We start from the raw sequence: 19,412 nt of genomic DNA, 5'->3' as shown, positions 1-19,412 counted from the left end.
CGCGGGCCGTGGTACCGACGAGTAATCTGCTCGGACGTGCCACGGCCCGTCGGCTTTTCCGCCCGTGCCTCCGGCGTGCCAGTGGTGTTCTCCGGTCGGCCAGAGGTGGACGGTGTCGATGAGCAGTGTCGTGGAGCAGACGGCCGACCACCCGACGGCGCCCGCCCGTGCGCGCCGCCGGCCCGCCGCAGTGCTGCAGGGCGTCGCGCTGGCGCTCGGACTGGTGCTGATGGTCGGCGGTTTCGCCCTGATCGCGATCGACTACCGGCCGTACAACATCCCCACCGCCTCGATGCACCCGACGCTGCGCGCCGGTGACACCGTGCTCGCCCGCAAGGTCGGCGGCGGCGACATCGGGCGGGGCGACGTGGTGGTGTTCAGGGACCAGGCCTGGGGCGGCGAGCTCATGGTCAAGCGGGTGGTCGCGGTCGGCGGGGACACCGTCGCCACCACCGGAGCCGACTACCGGCTGACGGTCAACGGGCAGCCGGTGGACGAGCCCTACCTCGCGACCCAGGGTCACCAGGGCGCCACGTTCAGCGTGACGGTGCCCCAGGGCCGGCTGTTCCTGCTCGGCGACAACCGGGTGGGCTCGCTCGACTCCCGTACCCACCTGGAGGTCGACGGCGGGACCGTCCCGGCCGACGCCGTCGAAGCCAGGGTCGAGGCCACCGCGCTGCCGTTCGGCCGGATGGGCCTGCTCGGCAGGGTCACCGACTTCGACGGCTTCACGGGCCCGAAGGCCGCGCGGCCCGGCCCGCTGGAACCCCTCGTCTACGCGACCCTCGCGGGCGCGGCGCTGATCCTCGTGACCTCGGCGGTGGGCGGGGTGGCCGGCCTGGCCCGCCGGTTCCGGGGGCGCAGCTCCTGAGCGGGGCCGTCGCCCGGTGGGCCGCTCTGCCGAACATCGCCCCGGATGGCCGCGTCGGGTGGCAGGATCGGTAGCGCCACCGATGCGAACGGAAGGAGCGTGGAGCGCCGCCATGACAGCACGGCGTCGCAGGGCGGCGCGGATCCTGCTGCTCGACGGGCAGGACCGCATCCTCCTCTTCCTGGGGGCCGACCCGGCCGCCCCGGAGGAGACGTGGTGGTTCACGCCCGGGGGCGGCTTGGAGGCGGGCGAGGGCGTGCGCGAGGCCGCCGAGCGGGAGCTCGCCGAGGAGACCGGCCTGCGGGGTGTGGACCTGGGGCCCTTGGTGGCGTACGGCACGGTGTCGTTCTCCTTTCGGGGACAGCGTTACGAGCAGGAACAGTGGTTCCACCTGGCCCGGACCGCGGAGACGGGGCTGGACCACTCGGGCACGGGCGCGGACGAGCACGCCCAGCTGCTCGCGGCCCGCTGGTGGACGGTCGAGGAACTGAGGGGAACCGCCGAGACGGTCTATCCGGTCGGTCTGGCGGACTTCCTGGAGCGGCTGCTGGCCGAGGGCCCGCCGGTGGAACCGGTACGGCTCTGACCGTGGGTGCGGTGGTCCACAATGGGTGGACGCGACAAGTTGAGGGGACGCCTGGATGAGTGCCGAAGATCTCGAGAAGTACGAGACCGAGATGGAGCTCAAGCTCTACCGGGAGTACCGGGACGTCGTCGGCCTGTTCAAGTACGTGATCGAGACCGAGCGACGGTTCTACCTCACCAACGACTACGAGTTGCAGGTGCACTCGGTCCAGGGCGAGGTGTTCTTCGAGGTGTCGATGGCGGATGCGTGGGTCTGGGACATGTACCGGCCGGCCCGGTTCGTCCGCAAGGTCCGGGTGCTGACCTTCAAGGACGTGAACATCGAGGAACTCGCGAAGAGCGATCTGGAGCTGCCCTCGGACGAGTCCGGCTTCGGGAACTGACGTTGAACGACTCCGTCCCGCGTTGTCCAGCCGAATTTCGCGGGAACGGGGCTTCTCACCCCTGCGGGTGACAAAAGTTGTCCACAGGCCCGAGTTATCCACAGGGAACGGGAATTCCCGGGCCTCGTCGTGCGTGTTGGTGCAGCCTCCTCGGCGGAGGTGGTCACCATGCAGCACACCGTCGTGCAGGACCAGCAGGACCAGCAGGAGCAGCAGGACCAGGCCGTACCGGACACGGCCGAAGCCGGGAAGGCCGCACGGGCGGTCCCGGACCGCACCACCAAGAACGGGCTCGGCCGCTACGGGGAGCGGGTCGCCGCCCGCCGGCTCGCGGAGGCCGGGCTCCGCATCCTGGACCTCAACTGGCGCTGCGTCGAGGGCGAGCTGGACATCGTCGCGCTCGACGGCGACACCGTGGCGGTCTGCGAGGTGAAGACCCGCTCCGAGCGGGGTTTCCAGCAGCCCACCGAGGCCATCGACCGGACCAAGGCCGCCCGGCTGCAACGCCTGGCCGAGCGCTGGATGGCCGAGCGCTGGCCCGGTCACTTCGCCGAGCTGGCCGGGCCCGGCTACGACCCGGGGCCCACCGATCCGCAGTGGCCGCCCGCCCCACCGGGCGGGGTGCGGATCGACCTGGTCGCAGTGGTCAACCGGGCGCGGGGTGCGGCCCTGGTCGACCACCTGCGGGGGGTGGTCTGAGATGGCCTTCGCCCGCACCTGTTCCGTCGCGCTGGTCGGTGTCGACGGAGTGATCGTCGAGGTCCAGGCCGATCTGGAGCCCGGGGTGGCCGCGTTCACCCTGGTCGGCCTGCCCGACAAGGCGCTCACCGAAGCCCGCGACCGGGTCCGAGCCGCGGTCGTGAACAGCGGCGAGGCCTGGCCGCAGCGCAAACTGACGGTCGGACTCAGCCCCGCCTCGGTGCCCAAGAGCGGCAGCGGCTTCGACCTCGCGGTGGCCTGCGCCGTGCTGGCCGCCGCCGAACGGCTCGACCCCTCCGTCATCGCCGACCTGCTGATCATCGGCGAGCTGGGGCTGGACGGCCGGGTGCGGCCGGTCAGAGGGGTGCTGCCCTCGGTGCTGGCCGCCGCCGACGCCGGGTACGAGCGGGTCGTGGTCGCCGAGCAGACCGCGCCCGAGGCCTCGCTCGTCCCCGGGGTGACGGTGATCGGCGTCCGCAGTCTGCGCCAGCTCATCGCCAACCTGACCGGCGTGGCGGCACCGGAGGAGCCGCCCGATCCGATCGGAGGCCGGCCGGATCCGCTGATGGCCGGCCTGATGCTGCCCTGCGCGGCGGTGCGGGGCCTGCCCGACGACCGGGCGGCCCGGCTCGACATGGCCGACGTGGCCGGCCAGTACGAGGCCCGGCGGGCCCTGGAGATCGCCGCCGCCGGAGGACACCACCTCTACTTGAAGGGCCCACCGGGCGCGGGCAAGACGATGCTGGCGGAGCGGTTGCCCGCGCTGCTCCCGCCGCTGACCCAGAAGGAGGCGTTGGAGGTCACCGCCGTCCACTCGGTGGCGGGGCTCCTCCCGGCCGGGCGTCCGCTGATCGACACCGCGCCCTACTGCGCCCCGCACCACTCCACGACGATGCCGGCCATCGTCGGCGGCGGGAGCGGTCTGCCGAGACCCGGCGCGGTCTCGCTGGCCCACCGGGGCGTGCTCTTCCTGGACGAGGCGCCGGAGTTCCCGGTCCGGGTGCTCGACGCGCTGCGCCAGCCGCTGGAGTCGGGCGAGGTGGTGATCGCCCGCTCGGCCGGATCGCTGCGGCTCCCGGCGCGCTTCCTGCTCTGCCTGGCGGCCAACCCCTGTCCGTGCGGTCGGTACTCACGGCGGGGCGAGGGCTGCGAGTGCACCCCTGCCATGGTCAGCCGCTACCAGGGGCGGCTGTCCGGGCCGCTGCTGGACCGGGTCGACCTCCAGGTCCAGGTGGCCCCGGTGACGCGGGTCGAGCTGATGGAGCGGGACGCCACGGCGGAGACCACCGAGACCGTCGCGGCCCGGGTGCTGGCCGCGCGGGAGCGGGCGGCGGCCCGGCTGGCGAACACCCCGTGGCGGACGAACGCGGAGGTGCCGGGCCACGAGCTGCGCACCCGCTGGCAGCTCGCGGGCGGCGCGCTCAACGACGCCGCGCGGCAGTTGGAGCGGGGGCTGCTGACCGCCCGGGGCCTGGACCGGGTGCTCCGGGTCGCCTGGACGGTCGCCGACCTCGCCGGACGCGACCGGCCGGACCAGCGGGACGTGCGTACCGCCCTCGTCCTGCGCACCGGGGTGGAGCACGGACTGCCGCTGACCGAGCGGGTCTTCGACCGGCGCGGCGGGATCCCGGCGCGGCGCGGCAGCCCGGAAGAGGGCCGGCCCGCGAAGCCGGGGGCGCCTGACGGACATCCGCGGAACCAGGAGGGTGAGGCATGAACCAGTTGCTCAGGCAACCGCGAATTCCCGGCGCGGCCGAGGCCGAGGCCGGTGCCGCGGCCAACGTCGAGCCGGAGCCCGAGCGCCTCGCCCGGGTGCTGCTGGGCCGGCTCAGTGAACCGGGCGACGCGGTGGTCGGCCGGTGGCTCGGCCAACTCCCCGCCGTCGACGTGGTGAAGGCGATCCGGGACGGGACGGTGCCCGACCACCCCGCGCTGGACGCCACCCGGCTGGCCGGGTACCAGGCGCGGCTCCCCGGCCTGGATCCGCAGATGGACCTGAAACGGGTACGCGACGTCGGCGGACGGTTCATCATTCCGGGGGACACGGAGTGGCCCAGCCAGCTCGACGACCTGGGTGACGGACGTCCGATCGGACTCTGGGTGACGGGCACCGGCTCGCTGCGGCTGCTCGCACTCCGGTCCGTCGCGCTGGTGGGCTCCCGCGCCTGCACCGCCTACGGCGCCCACGTCGCGGGGGAGCTGTCGGCCCAACTGGCCGAACGAGGCTGGGTGGTGGTCTCCGGAGCCGCCTACGGGATCGACGCCGCCGCGCACCGAGGGGCACTCGCGGTCGGCGGGATGACCGCCGCCGTGCTCGCCTGCGGTGTCGACGTCGCCTATCCCAAGGGCAATGCCGAACTGATCCGGCGGATCGGCGTCCAGGGTCTGCTGGTCAGCGAACTGCCCCCCGGGGAGCATCCGAACCGCTTCCGCTTCGTCCTCCGCAACAGGGTCATCGCGGCGCTCACCCGGGGAACGGTGGTGGTCGAAGCGGCGGTACGCAGCGGCGCCCTGAGCACGGCCAGACGCGCGCGGGACCTCAACCGTCACACCATGGGCGTCGCGGGCCCGGTGACTTCGGAGCTCTCCGCCGGGGTGCACGCCCTGATCCGCAGCGGCGCCGCCACCCTGGTCACCGACGCGGCCGAGATCACGGAGCTGATCGGGGCGATCGGGGAGGACCTGGCGCCGCAGCGCAGCGGCCCGGTGCTCCCGCGCGACCTGCTGGAACCGGCGGTGGCCCGGGTGCTGGAAGCCGTACCCGCGACGGCGGAAGGGGCGCCGGTCGAGCGGCTGGCCCGGCAGTCCGGCCTCCCGCCGGACGAAGTCCTCCAACGGCTCTACGAGTTGGGCTCGCTCGGCTACGTGGAGCGGCACGGCGCGCACTGGCGCGTGGTGCGGAGGAGGTGAGCGTCGGAACGGAGAACACACCCGCGCCGAGGGAACGCACGTCGGCCGTCCGGCTGCCTGGCACTCCGGTTCCTCTGTTCGCAGTCTCGATCCGGTGTGCGACGGCCACCGGATCGGGGGACGACCGAGTGGCGGTAGCGCTTCGCAGTGAGTCGGTCACGCTACGCTCCACATGCCTTCCCTATCAGCACATGACTCGGCAGAACGGCGCAGACCAACGCATGCCCACACACATTCCCGGACACAGAGTGACCGGTGGCGCTCGGTCCTCGGGGGGGCCGCGGACCGAGCGGCGCCCCGTGCCCGACTTCCCGTCCAAGTCGGCGGGGACGATGGGAGGCCTGTCGCGCCAGGTCGGCCGGCCGACGGTGGCGCCCCAGCCTACGGATGCGGCCCGGGGTGCAGAGCCGGTCCAAGGCGCCGACGCGACCGGTCCCGCCGGCGCGCCCGCCGGTGCACCCCCCGGCGCGGCCGTGGCCGGTGCGCCCTGGCCGCCCGACAGTGCGCCGGTTCGGTCCGCTGCCGTTCAGGTGTTCGCCTCTCCGGTGTCCCCGCTCCGCCGGGAGCGGGTGGAGGGCGGCGATCAGGGGCCGGACGCCAGGGAGGCCGCGGCCCAGGGCCGCACCGCGCTCGAAGAGCTCTGGCGCTCCTACAAGGAGACCGGTGACCAGCGGCTGCGCGAGCAGCTGATCCTGCACTACTCACCGCTCGTCAAGTACGTGGCCGGCCGGGTCGGGGTCGGGTTGCCCTCCAACGTCGAACAGGCGGACTTCGTCTCCTCCGGGGTCTTCGGGCTGATCGACGCGATCGAGAAGTTCGACATCGATCGCGCCATCAAGTTCGAGACCTACGCGATCAGCCGCATCCGCGGCGCGATCATCGACGAGCTGCGGGCCCTGGACTGGATCCCGCGTTCGGTGCGGCAGAAGGCGAAGGCGGTCGAGCGGACGTACGCGACGCTGGAGGCCCGGCTGCGCCGGACGCCGCACGATCCCGAGGTCGCGGCCGAGATGGGCATCGCGATCGAGGACCTCCACGCCATCTTCAGCCAGCTGTCGTTGGCCAACGTGGTGGCGCTGGACGAGCTGCTCCACCCGGTGGGGGAGGGCGGCGACCGGCTGAGCCTGATGGACACCCTGGAGGACCACGGCGCCGACAACCCGGTCGAGGTGGCCGAGGACCGCGAACTGCGTCGGCTGCTGGCCCAGGCGGTCAACACCCTCCCCGAGCGGGAGAAGACGGTGGTGACGCTCTACTACTACGAGGGCCTCACCCTCGCCGAGATCGGACAGGTGCTGGGGGTGACGGAGAGTCGGGTGAGCCAGATCCACACCAAGTCCGTCCTCCAGCTGCGCGCCAAGCTGTCGGACATCCGATAGGGCGTCGGCAGTCGGGCGTCCGCCGTCGGCACGGGTGGCCGGTCGCCGGGCCCGGGCGTCCTCCTGATGCGCGGCGCCGTATCGGTCGGAGGTAGGGCTCCGTAGAGTGGGAGCGTGCCGAAGATCCGAGCGGCCACGGTGGCCGAGCATCGCCAGCTCCAGCGGGCAGCCCTCCTCGATGCTGCCCGCGTCCTGCTTGCCGAGGGTGGCATGGAGGCCCTGACCTTCCCCGCGCTCGCGGCGCGCACCGGGCTGGCGCGCTCCTCGGTCTACGAGTACTTCCGGTCCCGCGCCGCCGTGGTCGAGGCGCTCTGCGAGGTGGACCTCCCGCTCTGGGCGGCCGAGATCGAGGCCGGGATGGAGAGCTGCGACACCGCCGTCGAGCGGATCGAGGCCTACGTCCGGGGCCAGCTGGCGCTCGCCGCCGACCCCCGGCACCGGGCGGTGGTGGCGATCTCGGCGCTGGAGCTCGACGAGGCCGCGCGGGAGCGGATCAGGTCGGCGCACGGCAGGCTGGCCGGCCTGGTCGGCCGGACCCTGGAGGACCTCGGCCACGAGCAGCCCCGGCTCGCCGCGGCCCTGGTGCAGGGCGTGGTGGAGGCGGCGACCCGCAGGGCCGAGCAGGCCGCGGCAGGGGGCCGCACCGGCTGTGCCGTCGAGAGCCCCGAGGAGATCGCCGATGCCGCGGTCGCGATGGTGCTGCACGGGCTCGCCCGGCCCTGAGTCGACCCGGCCGGCTCCGACCGTGGCCCGGCTTCCGGCTCCGCCCGCGGTCCCGGGCTCCGCCCTCGTCCTTGCCCCACCCTCGCCGTCGCCCCACACTCGATCCTTCGCCGACGGGCGTGCGGCGGGACGCCTACCCGTCCCCGCCCTTCAGTGGCAGCAGCCGCGCCGTGCCCGCGCCGAACAGGGCCAGCGGGTCGAGGTAGCGGTCTCCGCGCAGCAGTCCCCAGTGCAGGCAGTCGTGCTCGGCGCAGTGCCGCCCGTCCGGAGCGAGCAGTCCGATCGTCTGTCCGGCGGCCACCGTGGTGCCGACCGGGACCGTGCCGGTGACGGGCAGGTAGGTGGTCCGGAGCGCGGGAGAGCCCGAGCCGGGATGGGAGACGGTCATCACCGGCCGTCCCGCCACCAGCCCGGAGAAGGCGACCACTCCGGGAGCCGCCGCCCGGACCTCCGCCCCCGGTGCCGCGGCGAGGTCGACTCCCCGGTGTCCGGCGGCCCAGACCTTCGCCGGCGGCTCGAACCGGCCCAGCACCGCGCCAGGCCCGCCCACCGGCCAGGCGCGCGCACCACTCCGCCCGCTCCCACCCCCGTCCGCGCCCGAGCGCGTGACGCCCGAGCGCGGGACACCGACGGCCTCGGGCCCCCTCGAAACCCCGGTGGCCCGCACAGCCCCCGCGACCCCGGTAGCCCCCGCCGCCCCTGACACCCCCGGCAGCGCGAGCACGAGCACGAGCACCACCGCCACCACCACCCCGCCGAACCACCCGCGACCAGTCATGCCCGCAGGCTCGCCGTCGTGCCGCTCCCGCGCCACTCACATCCGGATTCCTGTGGACAAACCCCCCTCATGCCCGCACGCCATCACTCCCACGGGTGCACGGACTCCGCCATCCGGTGTACAAACGGCATACCGGCGACGGACCGGGGCAGGCGGCCGGCCGGCCCGCACCCACCCCCGCGTCCGCCCCCACACCCCCCGCGTCCGCCCTCGCGCCCGCGCCCCGACGTCCGCCCGAGCGTCCGCTCCCGAGTCCGTCACACAGCCCTCCCCGCCCCCGTCCCAGCCCCACGGGAACGCGACCGCAGCCCCATCGGAACCCGCCCTCCCCGGCCGTCCCCCGGACTCCTCCCAGGTCCTCGGCGGGCCCCCGGCCACGCGTGGAGTCGCTCGCGCCTCGGCGCTTCCCGTACACTTCACACGCGACCCGGTCCGCCGGGTCGACTTCGCACGCCCCGCCACCGGCGGTCGGACGCGGTTCGTCCGCAGCCCCGCCAGGTGCGAGTGCCGCTCGGTCCGCCGAGCCCGACCGGCCCCTGGGCCGCCAGGGTGGAGCGGCTCGGCACGTTCGGGGCGTCAGGCGTGGCTGTCACCTGGCCGCCACGGACAAACCGAGCCTGACCCGGCTGTGGGCGATCGCTGCGAGGCAGTGCCGCCGCCGGGCCGTAACACCAAGGAGTACGGCAATGGCCGTCGTCACGATGCGGGAGCTGCTGGAGAGCGGCGTCCACTTCGGTCACCAGACCCGCCGCTGGAACCCGAAGATGAAGCGCTTCATCATCACCGAGCGCAACGGCATCTACATCATCGACCTCCTGCAGTCGCTGAACTACATCGACCGCGCCTTCGAGTTCATCAAGGAGACCGTTGCCCACGGCGGCAGCGTCCTCTTCGTCGGCACGAAGAAGCAGGCCCAGGAGGCCATCGCCGAGCAGGCCACCCGCGTGGGCATGCCCTACGTGAACCAGCGCTGGCTCGGCGGCATGCTGACCAACTTCTCGACCGTCTACAAGCGCCTCCAGCGCCTGAAGGAGCTCGGCGAGCTGGACTTCTCGGACGTGGCCGGCTCCGGCCTCACCAAGAAGGAGCTCCTGGTCCTCCAGCGCGAGCACGACAAGCTGGAGAAGACCCTCGGCGGTATCCGCGACATGCAGCGCGTTCCCAGCGCCGTCTGGATCGTGGACACCAAGAAGGAGCACATCGCGGTCGGCGAGGCCCGGAAGCTCAACATCCCGGTCGTCGCCATCCTCGACACCAACTGTGACCCGGACGAGGTCGACTACAAGATCCCGGGCAACGACGACGCGATCCGCTCCGTCACCCTGCTGACCCGCGTGATCGCCGACGCCGTGGCCGAGGGCCTGAAGTCCCGCGCCGGTGTCGCCAAGGGCGACGCCAAGGCCGAGCCGGGTGCCGACCAGCCGCTGGCCGCCTGGGAGAAGGACCTCCTCGAGGGCGAGAAGAAGGCCGAGGAGGCCCCCGCCGCCGCCGAGGCCCCCGCTGCCGAGGCCCCCGCCGCCGAGGCTCCGGCCGAGCAGGCCTGACGTACCAAGGGTGAGGGGCACCCGCCGGTACGAAGCCGGCAGGTGCCCCTCTCTCCCGCGCCGGGACCGAACCGCCGGTCCCGGCGCCACTCCACGCAGACACGCGAGACGCGAGAAGAGATTCACACCATGGCGAACTTCACCGCCGCGGACGTCAAGAAGCTCCGTGAGCTCACCGGCGCCGGCATGATGGACTGCAAGAAGGCCCTGGACGAGGCCGAGGGCAACGTCGAGAAGGCCGTCGAGCTTCTGCGCATCAAGGGCCAGAAGGGCGTTGCCAAGCGCGAGGGCCGTGACGCCTCCAACGGCGCCGTCGCCGCGCTGATCGCCGAGGACAAGAAGTCCGGCGTTCTGGTCGAGCTGAACTGCGAGACCGACTTCGTCGCCAAGGGTGACAAGTTCGTCGAGGTCGCCGACGCGATCGCCGCCCACGTCGCCAAGACCGCCCCGGCCGACCTGGACGCCGCCCTGGCTTCCGAGATCGAGGCCGGCAAGACCGTCCAGCAGTTCGTGGACGAGGCCAACGCGACCCTGGGCGAGAAGATCGTCTTCCGTCGCTTCGCCCAGTTCGACGGTGACGGCTTCGTCGCGGTCTACCTGCACAAGACCAGCCCCGACCTGCCGCCGGCCGTCGGCGTCCTGGTCGAGCTGGACAAGGAGAACGCCGAGGTCGCCAAGGACGTCGCGCAGCACATCGCCGCCTTCGCCCCGAAGTACCTGTCCCGCGAGGAGATCCCGGCCGAGGCGCTCGAGAACGAGCGTCGCGTCGCCGAGGCCACCGCCCGCGAGGAGGGCAAGCCCGAGGCCGCCCTGCCGAAGATCGTCGAGGGTCGCGTCACCGGCTTCGTGAAGGAGAACTCCGTCCTGGAGCAGGCCTTCGCGAAGGACAACAAGAAGTCCGTCGCCAAGGTCCTCGAGGAGAACGGCGTCGCCCTGAAGCGCTTCGCCCGCTTCCGCGTCGGCGCCTGAGCCACGTTCCACCTGGTCCCCGGCCCCCTTAGGCTGGGAACCGCCCCCGCCCGCTGACCGGGGCGGGAGGAACGCCGAACGGGCTCACCCCGCGCCTACCGCCAACGGGCGGGCTCGCGTCGGCACCATGAACGACGAGGAGGCCATTGCCGTGCAGGACACCGAACCGGTTCCCGCGGCAGTGGCCTCCTCGCGTGTACGCGCAGGCCGGGCATCCGCACACCCGCGCCTGTGACCAGTAGGTGCAAAAAGGAGAAGTCCATGCAGGAGACGCAGGAGACCGCGCAGGACCCCAGGGACGGCTCGCGCCGCCGGGTGCTGCTCAAGCTGTCCGGTGAAGCCTTCGCCGGTGGCGGCGGGCTCGGCGTCGACCCGGACGTCGTGCACGCGATCGCCCGCGAGATCGCCACGGTCGTCCGCGCCGGTACCGAGGTCGCGGTGGTCATCGGCGGCGGCAACTTCTTCCGGGGTGCCGAGCTCCAGGTCCGCGGCATGGACCGGGCGCGCTCCGACTACATGGGCATGCTCGGCACCGTGATGAACTGCCTCGCGCTGCAGGACTTCCTGGTCAAGGAGGGCATCGAGACCCGGGTCCAGACCGCCATCACCATGGGCCAGGTCGCCGAGCCGTACCTGCCGCTGCGGGCCGTCCGGCACCTGGAGAAGGGCCGTGTGGTGATCTTCGGCGCCGGTATGGGCATGCCGTACTTCTCGACCGACACCACGGCCGTCCAGCGCGCCCTGGAGATCCACGCCGACGTCCTGCTGATGGGCAAGAACGGCGTGGACGGCGTCTACGACTCCGACCCGCGGACCAACCCGGACGCGGTCAAGTTCGACGCGCTGGAGTACTCCGAGGTCATCGCGCGCGACCTCAAGGTCGCCGACCTCACCGCGATCACGCTGTGCAAGGACAACAACCTTCCGATGCTGGTCTTCGAACTGCTGGCGGAGGGCAATATCGCGCGCGCGGTGAAGAGTGAGAAGATCGGCACACTCATCAGCCAGGATTCTGTCCGGGCCTGAGCAGCAACCAGCCGTACCGGTCGGCGCCGACACCGTGACCGGTCGGCGCGCCGACACCGGTCGGAACAACAGCAGATGAACCGGACAGGGAGACCACAGTGATCGAAGAGACCCTCCTCGAGGCCGAGGAGAAGATGGAGAAGGCCGTCCTGCACGCCAAGGACGACTTCGCGGCCATCCGCACCGGCCGTGCGCACCCGGCGATGTTCGCCAAGATCGTCGCGGAGTACTACGGCGCCAAGACCCCGATCAACCAGCTGGCGTCGTTCTCGGTGCCGGAGCCGCGGATGGCGGTCGTCTCGCCGTTCGACAAGACCGCGCTGAAGGCCATCGAGCAGGCGATCCGCGACTCCGACCTGGGCGTCAACCCGTCCAACGACGGCTCGATCATCCGCGTGGTGCTGCCCGAGCTGACCGAGGAGCGCCGCCGGGAGTTCATCAAGATCGCCCGTACCAAGGGCGAGGACGCCAAGGTCTCGATCCGTTCGGTGCGCCGCAAGGCCAAGGACGCCATCGACAAGCTGGTGAAGGACGGCGAGGTCGGCGAGGACGACGGCCGCCGTTCCGAGAAGGAGCTCGACGACACGACGGCCAAGTACGTGGCCCAGATCGACGAGCTGCTGAAGCACAAGGAAGCCGAGCTGCTCGAGGTCTGATGAACGACGCCCCTGACGCCCCCGGCTACTGGGGCCCGTCCGACCAGCAGTTCCAGCCCTACCGCCCGGCGCCGCACCCGCAGGACGCCCGTACCCCGGCCCACCCGGTGCCGGGGTACGGCGTGCAGCCGCCGCCGGTCCAGGGACACCCCGGCCACCCGGGCGGCCACGCCGTGCCCCCGGGTGCGACGGGTGCCGCCCACGGGGCCCCGGGCCTCCGTTCGGATCAGCCGCAGCAGCCTCCGGTGTACTGGGGCGGCGACGCGGAGGAGACTCAGGTCATGCCTCCCGTACCGGCCGAGCCCGGCCCGCCGCCGGGCACGCCCGACCCCGGTCGGGCGGCCGCCCACGGCAGGCCCGCGGCCCACGGTCGGCCCGCCCCCGGCGGACCGGCCGAGGCCGGCGAGGGGCAGGCCCGGGAGTCCGGCCGGCTGAGCGGCCCGCTGTTCCGGGACGAGCAGTCCGAGCCGGCGCCGCCCGGCGTGACCGAGACGGTCGTGCTGCGCGCGATATCCGGCGACGCCATCCCCGCCCCCGGTCACGGCACCCCGCCGCACCCGGGGGCACCGGTGCATCCCGCGCCGCCGGCGAACCACCTGGCGGCCGGGCAGCCCCACTACGTGCCGTCGTCCCACCCAGGGCAGGAGACACCCGTGGCCGCCCAGCCCGCCCCGCAGCCGCAGCCGCGCAAGCAGCGCGGCGGCCGTAACCTCCAGGCCGCCATAGGCGTGGGCGTCGGCCTCGGTGCGGTGATCGTCGCCTCGCTGTTCGTGGTGAAGGCGCTGTTCCTGGTCGTCGTGATGGCCGCGGTCGCGGTCGGCGTCTGGGAGCTGACCAGCCGGCTCGCCGAGCGCAAGCAGATCAAGGCGCCGCTGGTCCCGCTGGTCGTGGGTGGCCTCGCCATGGTCGCCACCGGCTACTGGGCCGGCATCCAGTGGGCCGCCGCCTCGCTCGCGCTGACCGGGCTGGCGGTGATGGTCTGGCGGATGGCCGAGCCGCCGGAGGACTACCTGCGGGACATAACGGCAGGTGTGTTCACGGCCTTCTACGTGCCGTTCCTGGCCACCTTCGTGGCGATGATGCTGGCGGCCGACGACGGCCCCCAGCGGATCGTGCTCTTCCTGATCGTGACGATCTGCAGCGACACCGGCGCCTACGCGGTGGGCTACAAGTTCGGGAAGACCAAGCTGGCCCCGACGATCAGCCCGGGCAAGACCCGCGAGGGCCTGGCCGGCGGCATCGCCCTGTCGATGCTGGCGGGCGCGCTGCTGATGGAACTGATCATCGACGGTGGCAGCTGGTGGCAGGGCCTGATCCTGGGCGGCTGCGCGGCGGTCACCGCGACCCTGGGCGACCTGGGCGAGTCGATGATCAAGCGCGACCTCGGGATCAAGGACATGGGCACGCTGCTGCCCGGCCACGGCGGCATCATGGACCGGCTGGACTCGCTCCTGCCGACCGCCCCGGTGGTCTGGCTGCTGCTGGCGGCCTTCGTCGGCAGCTGACCCGCGCCGTCGAGCCGTACGAGACGTAGGAGCAGGGCCCCGGACGCCTGGCGTCCGGGGCCCTCGCGCGTCTGCGACACTGGAACAACCATGCCTAAGCCCGGAGAACTCACCTTTGTCGCGCCGCGCGGCGCCAAGCCCCCGCGACACCTCGCCGACCTGAGCCCCGCCGAGCGCAAGGAGGCCGTCGCCGAGCTGGGCGAGCAGCCGTTCCGCGCCAAGCAGCTCTCCAACCACTACTTCGGCCGGATGTCGAACGACCCGGCGAGCTGGACGGACATCCCCGCCGCCAGCCGGGAGAAGCTGACCGGGAGCCTGCTGCCCGAGCTGATGTCGGTGGTCCGGCACGTCTCCTGCGACGACGACGCCACCCGCAAGACGCTCTGGAAGCTCTTCGACGGCACGCTCGTGGAGTCCGTGCTGATGCGCTACCCGGACCGGGTCACCATGTGCATCAGCTCGCAGGCCGGCTGCGGCATGAACTGCCCGTTCTGCGCCACCGGCCAGGCGGGGCTGACCCGCAACCTGTCCACCGCCGAGATCGTCGAGCAGATCGCGGCCGGGATGCGCGCGCTCAAGTCGGGGGAGATCCCCGGCGGCGAGGCGCGGCTGTCCAACGTGGTCTTCATGGGCATGGGCGAGCCGCTGGCCAACTACAACCGGGTGCTGGCCTCGATCCGCCGGCTGACCGACCCGGCGCCGGACGGCTTCGGCCTGTCCCAGCGCGGCATCACGGTCTCCACCGTCGGCCTCGTCCCGGCGATGCACCGGTTCGCGGACGAGGGCCTCAGCTGCCGTCTGGCGCTGTCGCTGCACGCCCCGGACGACGAGCTGCGCGACGAGCTGGTGCCGGTGAACACCCGCTGGAAGGTCGCCGAGGTGCTGGACGCGGCCTGGAACTACGCGGAGAAGTCCGGTCGCCGGATTTCCATCGAGTACGCGCTGATCAAGGACATCAACGACCAGGCGTGGCGGGCCGACCTGCTTGGCCGGCTGATCAAGAACCGTCGGGTGCACGTCAACCTGATCCCGCTGAATCCGACCCCCGGATCCAAGTGGACGGCCTCCCGGCCCGAGGACGAGCGCGAGTTCGTCCGTCGGCTCCAGTCGCACGGCGTGCCGACGACCGTCCGCGACACCCGCGGCCAGGAGATCGACGGCGCCTGCGGTCAGCTCGCCGCGGCGGGCTGAGCCCCGCTCCGCGGGAACGACCGGGGCAGGCCCCTACCGGAGCCCGGCGGCCGCCAGCGCGGCGGTCGCCCCGCCGGTCAGCAGCAAGGTGCTGCCCACCGCGAGGGTGCGCAGCGCGACCGCGCCGAACAGCAGCCGGGGCGAGGTGCCGAGGCGCAGCAGCGCGTCGGTGACCTCCCGGCGGTCGGCGCGGACCTCGGCGAGCCGGGTGACCACCGCGGCGGCCGCGCAGCCGAGCACCAGGCAGGCCTCGACCGCGGGCAGCGCGTCGGCGCTGTCCGGGGTGCCGATCCAGTAGCGGATGGTGGTGAGCACCAGCGCCACGGCGAGGGTGAGCACGGCCAGCGGCGCACCGAGCCGGCGGGCCTGGGCGGTGAGGCCGCGCCCGGCCAGCAGCCGCAGCGGGGTGGGCCGTCCGACCGCGAGCAGCCGCCCGGCCCAGGCCAGCAGCGGACCGGTGAGCAGGGCGAGGCCGAGCGCGCTGGCCGCCCAGCCGCCGAGGGCGGCGGTGCTGGTGGTGCCGAGTCCGGCGGGCAGGTGGATCGGGCGGCCGTCGACGGCGGCGCCGGGCCGCAGGGCGATGAGTTCGAGTGCGGCGCCGATCACGCCCAGCCCGGTCGCCAGGGCGATCCGCCAGACGCCGAAGCCGGTCGGGGCCTGGGTGCGGCCGCCGGGCAGGGTCTCGGTGACGGGCACCGCGAGGGCGGCGGCGGTGCCGGCGGTGAGCGGGACCAGGGCGAGCAGGACGACCGGCGCGGCGGCCGGCAGCGGTACGCCCATGCCGAGGTCGAGGGCGAGCCCGGGGCCGGCGATGTCGTTGCGCAGCACCAGGAAGAGCAGCAGGGTGAGCACGCTGCCGAGGGTGCAGGCGAGCGCGACCTCGCCGGCGATCAGCGTCCGGATCCGGCGGGAGCCGGCCCCGGCGGCGGTGAGGCCGGCGATCCGCTCGGGCCGTCGGGCGGGCACCGCGCGGGCGGCGACGGCCGCGAACCAGGCGACGGCGGCGAGCGGGGGCAGGCACCACAGCAGCCGGGCCAGCGGGTCGCCGCCGTCGATCGGGTCGCTCATCGCCCGGCCGAGGGAGCGCAGCAGGAAGGCGGCGACCACGGCGGCGGCCAGGGCGGTGAGCAGCCAGCGGCCGAGGTCGGGCACCCGGTAGCCCCGGGCCAGACGGAGATAGAACACGTCGACTCTTTCAGCGGCTCGGCTTCGGCAGCTCGGTTTCAGCGGCTCGGTTTCAGCGGCTCGGCGTCGTCAGCGGCGGGTGGCCGTGACGGCGGGCGCTCCGGCGGCTCCGGGGGCGGCGGAGCCGCGGGGGACGGGGGCGACGGGGGCGGTGAGCCGTCCGTCGACCAGGGCGACGGCGCGGTCCGCGAACCGGACGAGCTCGGGGTCGTGGGTGGCCAGGACGAGGGTGAGCTGGTGGGACCTGGCCGCGCTGGTCAGTATCCGCATGACCTGCTCGGCGGCCTCGCGGTGCAGCGGGGCGGTCGGGTCGTCGGCGAAGACGACGGGTGGCAGCGGGGCCAGGGCGCGGGCGACGGCGACCCGCTGGCGGCGGCTCTGGATCAGCCGCTCGGGGCGCAGCCGGGCGCAGTCGCCGACGTCGAGGCGCTCCAGCCACTCGTCGGCGGCGGTGTAGGCGGCCTTGTTGCCGGCCCCGGCGAGCAGCAGCGGCAGGGCGACGTTCTCCCGGGCGGTCAGTTCGGGCACCAGGTGGGGCTCGGAGCCGACGAAGCCGAAGCGGTCGCGGCGCAGCCGTTCGCGGCCGGCCCGCTGGAGGGTGTGCACGGGGGCGCTGTTGAACCAGACCTCGCCCTCGTCGACCGGGAGTTGGGCGGAGAGGCAGCCGAGCAGGGTGCTCTTGCCGGAGCCGCGCGGGCCGGTGACGGCGAGCACCTCGCCCTCGCGGACGCCGATCGAGATGCCGCGCAGGGCGGGGGTGCCGTCATGGGACTTGACGATCCCTCGGGCCCACAGCACGTCGTTGTCAGGCGGTGCCGCTGACATGAGGATCCATCCTGGGTGGCCGCAGGGATATGACAGTCGTCAGATTAGAACGACCGGGGCGTGTCGCGGTTGCGGCGCACTGGTCCATCACGGGCATATCACCCGCATTCAGGCATGTTTGGTCGTACGACTGTGATGTTGCACCGGCGGGGGAGACGCCGAAGGGCGGCCTCGCGGGGAGCGGGGCCGCCCTTCGGCGGAGGGTGGGGAAGAAGGCTCAGGGGATCAGATCTTCGCCCACGCGTCGGTGAGGCTGGTCCGCAGGATCTGCTCGATCTCGTCGAAGGTCGACTGGTCGGAGATCAGCGGCGGGGCCAGCTGGATGACCGGGTCGCCACGGTCGTCGGCGCGGCAGTACAGGCCGTTGTCGAAGAGGGCCTTCGACAGGAAGCCGTAGAGGACGCGCTCGACCTCTTCGTCGTTGAACGACTCCTTGGTGACCTTGTCCTTCACGAGCTCGATGCCGTAGAAGTACCCGTTGCCGCGGACGTCGCCGACGATCGGCAGGTCGCGCAGCTTGTTCAGGGTGCCCAGGAACGCGGCCTCGTTGTCGAGCACGTGCTGGTTCAGGCCCTCGCGCTCGAAGATGTCGAGGTTGGCCAGCGCCACCGCGGAGGAGACCGGGTGGCCACCGAAGGTGTAGCCGTGCAGGAAGGTGTTGTCGCCCTTGTAGAACGGCTCGGCGAGGCGGTCCGAGATGATCGTGGCGCCGATCGGGGAGTAGCCCGAGGTCATGCCCTTGGCGCAGGTGATCATGTCGGGCTGGTAGCCGAACTTGTCGGCGCCGAACATGGTGCCCAGGCGGCCGAAGGCGCAGATGACCTCGTCCGAGACCAGCAGCACGTCGTGGCGGTCGCAGATCTCGCGCAGGCGCTGGAAGTACCCGGGCGGCGGCGGGAAGCAGCCACCGGCGTTCTGCACCGGCTCGACGAAGACGGCGGCGACGGTCTCGGCGCCCTCGTTGAGGATGGCCACCTCGATCTCGTCGGCGCACCAGCGGCCGTAGGCCTCGGGGTCGACCGTGCCGTCGGGGCCCTCGAGGAAGGCCGGGGCGCGGTAGATGTTGGTGTTCGGGGCCTTGTGGGTGCCCGGCACCAGCGGCTCGAACGGGGCCTTCAGGCCCGGCAGGCCGGTGATGGACAGGGCGCCCTGCGGGGTGCCGTGGTAGGCGACGGCGCGCGAGATGACCTTGTACTTGGTCGGCTTGCCGGTCAGCTTGAAGTACTGCTTGGCGAGCTTCCAGGCGGTCTCGACGGCCTCGCCGCCACCGGTGGAGAAGAAGACCTTGTTCAGGTCGCCCGGGGCGTAGTTGGCCAGGCGCTCGGCCAGCTCGACGGCCTTCGGGTGGGCGTAGCTCCACACCGGGAAGAAGGCGAGCTCCTTGGCCTGCTTGGCGGCGGCCTCGGCGAGCTCCTCACGGCCGTGGCCGGCCTGGACGACGAACAGGCCGGCGAGGCCGTCGAGGTACTTGCGTCCCTTGTCGTCCCAGACGTAGGTGCCCTCGCCCTTGACGATCGTCGGCACGGGGGAGTTCTCGTACGACGACATGCGGGTGAAGTGCATCCACAGGTGGTCGTAGGCGGTCTTGGAAAGGTCCTTCTGCGCCGGGTCGGCTGTCATCGGGTGCCCCAGGTGTAGGTCTGTTTCCGGAGCTTCAGGTAAACGAAGCTCTCGGTGCTCCGCACGCCGGGAAGGGCGCGGATGCGCTTGTTGATCATTTCGAGCAGGTGCTCGTCGTCCTCGCAGACCAGTTCGGCCAGGAGGTCGAACGAGCCTGCGGTGCAGACCACGTAGTCGACCTCGTCGAGGGCGGCCAACGCGTCGGCGACGGGCTCGATGTCACCCTCGACCCGGATGCCGACCATCGCCTGGCGGGTGAAGCCGACGGTGAGCGGGTCCGTGACGGCGACGATCTGCATCACGCCCTGGTCGAGCAGCTTCTGGACGCGCTGCCGCACGGCAGCCTCGGACAGGCCGACGGCCTTGCCGATGGCGGCGTACGGGCGGCGCCCGTCCTCCTGGAGCTGCTCGATGATCGCCTTGGAGGCGGCGTCGAGGGGAACGCTGGCGTTCCGGTCGCGGTTGGCCACGCGGCCACTGTGCCTGATCGCCCGCGTGTTCGCAAGCGTGGAAGCTGCTGATTTCGTCGTGATCTTGGAAAAGGGGTGCGGATTTCATCGCTG

The 19,412-nt window shown here is 72.6% G+C and carries 19 protein-coding genes; 14 read left to right on the top strand and 5 right to left on the bottom strand.

Annotated elements, in window-relative coordinates; all coding sequences use genetic code 11:
* Positions 1–118 precede the first annotated feature (118 nt).
* The 8 genes from lepB to ACZ5OX_RS35850 all read left to right on the top strand — a co-directional run bounded on the left by lepB (position 119) and on the right by ACZ5OX_RS35850 (position 7,550).
* Positions 119–871, top strand: coding sequence for a signal peptidase I (gene lepB / locus ACZ5OX_RS35885; RefSeq protein WP_465636043.1), 753 nt, complete (start codon positions 119–121; stop codon positions 869–871).
* A gap of 112 nt (positions 872–983) precedes the next feature.
* Positions 984–1,457: an NUDIX hydrolase gene (locus tag ACZ5OX_RS35880; RefSeq protein ID WP_449791320.1), complete on the top strand. Its 474-nt coding sequence runs from the start codon at positions 984–986 to the stop codon at positions 1,455–1,457.
* 55 nt (positions 1,458–1,512) lie between these two features.
* Complete coding sequence (locus ACZ5OX_RS35875; protein ID WP_030056781.1) at positions 1,513–1,839, top strand: DUF2469 domain-containing protein; 327 nt, start codon at positions 1,513–1,515, stop codon at positions 1,837–1,839.
* A gap of 168 nt (positions 1,840–2,007) precedes the next feature.
* Positions 2,008–2,538, top strand: a complete 531-nt coding sequence (locus ACZ5OX_RS35870; RefSeq protein ID WP_465636040.1) for a YraN family protein — start codon at positions 2,008–2,010, stop codon at positions 2,536–2,538.
* Position 2,539: 1 nt separating this feature from the next.
* Complete coding sequence (locus ACZ5OX_RS35865; protein WP_465636038.1) at positions 2,540–4,255, top strand: YifB family Mg chelatase-like AAA ATPase; 1,716 nt, start codon at positions 2,540–2,542, stop codon at positions 4,253–4,255.
* Positions 4,252–5,448, top strand: coding sequence for a DNA-processing protein DprA (gene dprA, locus ACZ5OX_RS35860; RefSeq protein WP_465636036.1), 1,197 nt, complete (start codon positions 4,252–4,254; stop codon positions 5,446–5,448). Before ACZ5OX_RS35865 ends, dprA begins: the two co-directional genes overlap by 4 nt.
* 569 nt (positions 5,449–6,017) lie before the next feature.
* A complete protein-coding gene (gene whiG, locus ACZ5OX_RS35855) occupies positions 6,018–6,827 on the top strand; it encodes an RNA polymerase sigma factor WhiG (protein ID WP_465636098.1) in 810 nt (269 codons plus the stop codon).
* A 138-nt stretch (positions 6,828–6,965) separates the two neighbouring features.
* A complete protein-coding gene (locus ACZ5OX_RS35850; RefSeq protein WP_392883867.1) occupies positions 6,966–7,550 on the top strand; it encodes a TetR/AcrR family transcriptional regulator in 585 nt (194 codons plus the stop codon).
* A 133-nt stretch (positions 7,551–7,683) separates the two neighbouring features.
* Here ACZ5OX_RS35850 and ACZ5OX_RS35845 read toward each other — a convergent pair whose 3' ends face one another.
* Complete coding sequence (locus ACZ5OX_RS35845; RefSeq protein WP_465636035.1) at positions 7,684–8,328, bottom strand: murein hydrolase activator EnvC family protein; 645 nt, start codon at positions 8,326–8,328, stop codon at positions 7,684–7,686.
* A gap of 686 nt (positions 8,329–9,014) precedes the next feature.
* Here ACZ5OX_RS35845 and rpsB point away from each other — a divergent pair.
* The 6 genes from rpsB (at position 9,015) to rlmN (ending at position 15,219) form a co-directional block, all read left to right on the top strand.
* Positions 9,015–9,872 carry a 30S ribosomal protein S2 gene (gene rpsB / locus ACZ5OX_RS35840; RefSeq protein WP_355254733.1) on the top strand — a complete coding sequence of 286 codons (858 nt, stop codon included), beginning with the start codon at positions 9,015–9,017 and terminating at the stop codon, positions 9,870–9,872.
* 129 nt (positions 9,873–10,001) lie between these two features.
* Positions 10,002–10,841 carry a translation elongation factor Ts gene (gene tsf / locus ACZ5OX_RS35835; protein WP_449791326.1) on the top strand — a complete coding sequence of 280 codons (840 nt, stop codon included), beginning with the start codon at positions 10,002–10,004 and terminating at the stop codon, positions 10,839–10,841.
* Between the two features lie 261 nt (positions 10,842–11,102).
* Positions 11,103–11,867: a UMP kinase gene (gene pyrH / locus ACZ5OX_RS35830; RefSeq protein ID WP_329929692.1), complete on the top strand. Its 765-nt coding sequence runs from the start codon at positions 11,103–11,105 to the stop codon at positions 11,865–11,867.
* Between the two features lie 98 nt (positions 11,868–11,965).
* Positions 11,966–12,523, top strand: coding sequence for a ribosome recycling factor (gene frr / locus ACZ5OX_RS35825; RefSeq protein WP_360348875.1), 558 nt, complete (start codon positions 11,966–11,968; stop codon positions 12,521–12,523).
* Positions 12,524–12,804: 281 nt separating this feature from the next.
* Positions 12,805–14,028 (top strand): phosphatidate cytidylyltransferase, encoded by a 1,224-nt coding sequence (locus ACZ5OX_RS35820; RefSeq protein WP_465636096.1) that lies wholly within the window; start codon positions 12,805–12,807, stop codon positions 14,026–14,028.
* Positions 14,029–14,118: 90 nt separating this feature from the next.
* Positions 14,119–15,219 carry a dual-specificity RNA methyltransferase RlmN gene (gene rlmN / locus ACZ5OX_RS35815; RefSeq protein ID WP_392883789.1) on the top strand — a complete coding sequence of 367 codons (1,101 nt, stop codon included), beginning with the start codon at positions 14,119–14,121 and terminating at the stop codon, positions 15,217–15,219.
* 33 nt (positions 15,220–15,252) lie between these two features.
* Here rlmN and ACZ5OX_RS35810 read toward each other — a convergent pair whose 3' ends face one another.
* From ACZ5OX_RS35810 to ACZ5OX_RS35795, 4 genes are all read right to left on the bottom strand, one after another.
* Positions 15,253–16,404 (bottom strand): hypothetical protein, encoded by a 1,152-nt coding sequence (locus tag ACZ5OX_RS35810; protein ID WP_465636034.1) that lies wholly within the window; start codon positions 16,402–16,404, stop codon positions 15,253–15,255.
* Between the two features lie 69 nt (positions 16,405–16,473).
* A complete protein-coding gene (locus ACZ5OX_RS35805; RefSeq protein ID WP_449791328.1) occupies positions 16,474–17,229 on the bottom strand; it encodes an ABC transporter ATP-binding protein in 756 nt (251 codons plus the stop codon).
* A gap of 225 nt (positions 17,230–17,454) precedes the next feature.
* The gene (locus ACZ5OX_RS35800) at positions 17,455–18,849 is read right to left on the bottom strand and encodes an aspartate aminotransferase family protein (protein WP_449791329.1); all 1,395 of its coding nucleotides are present in this window, start codon (positions 18,847–18,849) and stop codon (positions 17,455–17,457) included.
* On the bottom strand, positions 18,846–19,319 hold the full coding sequence (locus tag ACZ5OX_RS35795; RefSeq protein ID WP_030306695.1) for an Lrp/AsnC family transcriptional regulator: 474 nt from the start codon (positions 19,317–19,319) through the stop codon (positions 18,846–18,848). Before ACZ5OX_RS35795 ends, ACZ5OX_RS35800 begins: the two co-directional genes overlap by 4 nt.
* Positions 19,320–19,412: the final 93 nt, after the last annotated feature.

Source organism: Kitasatospora sp. NPDC032121 (genome assembly GCF_055580145.1).
Note: the sequence above shows the minus strand (reverse complement) of the source record. Positions and strands in the feature narration are given on the sequence as shown.

Coding starts and splice junctions, on each gene's coding strand:
- tsf (WP_449791326.1), top strand. CDS start 10,002: ATGGCGAACTTCACCGCCGCGGACGTCAAGAAGCTCCGTGAGCTCACC.
- ACZ5OX_RS35820 (WP_465636096.1), top strand. CDS start 12,805: ATGCCTCCCGTACCGGCCGAGCCCGGCCCGCCGCCGGGCACGCCCGAC.
- lepB (WP_465636043.1), top strand. CDS start 119: ATGAGCAGTGTCGTGGAGCAGACGGCCGACCACCCGACGGCGCCCGCC.
- ACZ5OX_RS35800 (WP_449791329.1), bottom strand. CDS start 18,849: ATGACAGCCGACCCGGCGCAGAAGGACCTTTCCAAGACCGCCTACGAC.
- ACZ5OX_RS35870 (WP_465636040.1), top strand. CDS start 2,008: ATGCAGCACACCGTCGTGCAGGACCAGCAGGACCAGCAGGAGCAGCAG.
- ACZ5OX_RS35805 (WP_449791328.1), bottom strand. CDS start 17,229: ATGTCAGCGGCACCGCCTGACAACGACGTGCTGTGGGCCCGAGGGATC.
- pyrH (WP_329929692.1), top strand. CDS start 11,103: ATGCAGGAGACGCAGGAGACCGCGCAGGACCCCAGGGACGGCTCGCGC.
- ACZ5OX_RS35880 (WP_449791320.1), top strand. CDS start 984: ATGACAGCACGGCGTCGCAGGGCGGCGCGGATCCTGCTGCTCGACGGG.
- ACZ5OX_RS35865 (WP_465636038.1), top strand. CDS start 2,540: ATGGCCTTCGCCCGCACCTGTTCCGTCGCGCTGGTCGGTGTCGACGGA.
- ACZ5OX_RS35875 (WP_030056781.1), top strand. CDS start 1,513: ATGAGTGCCGAAGATCTCGAGAAGTACGAGACCGAGATGGAGCTCAAG.
- ACZ5OX_RS35845 (WP_465636035.1), bottom strand. CDS start 8,328: ATGACTGGTCGCGGGTGGTTCGGCGGGGTGGTGGTGGCGGTGGTGCTC.
- rlmN (WP_392883789.1), top strand. CDS start 14,119: ATGCCTAAGCCCGGAGAACTCACCTTTGTCGCGCCGCGCGGCGCCAAG.
- rpsB (WP_355254733.1), top strand. CDS start 9,015: ATGGCCGTCGTCACGATGCGGGAGCTGCTGGAGAGCGGCGTCCACTTC.
- dprA (WP_465636036.1), top strand. CDS start 4,252: ATGAACCAGTTGCTCAGGCAACCGCGAATTCCCGGCGCGGCCGAGGCC.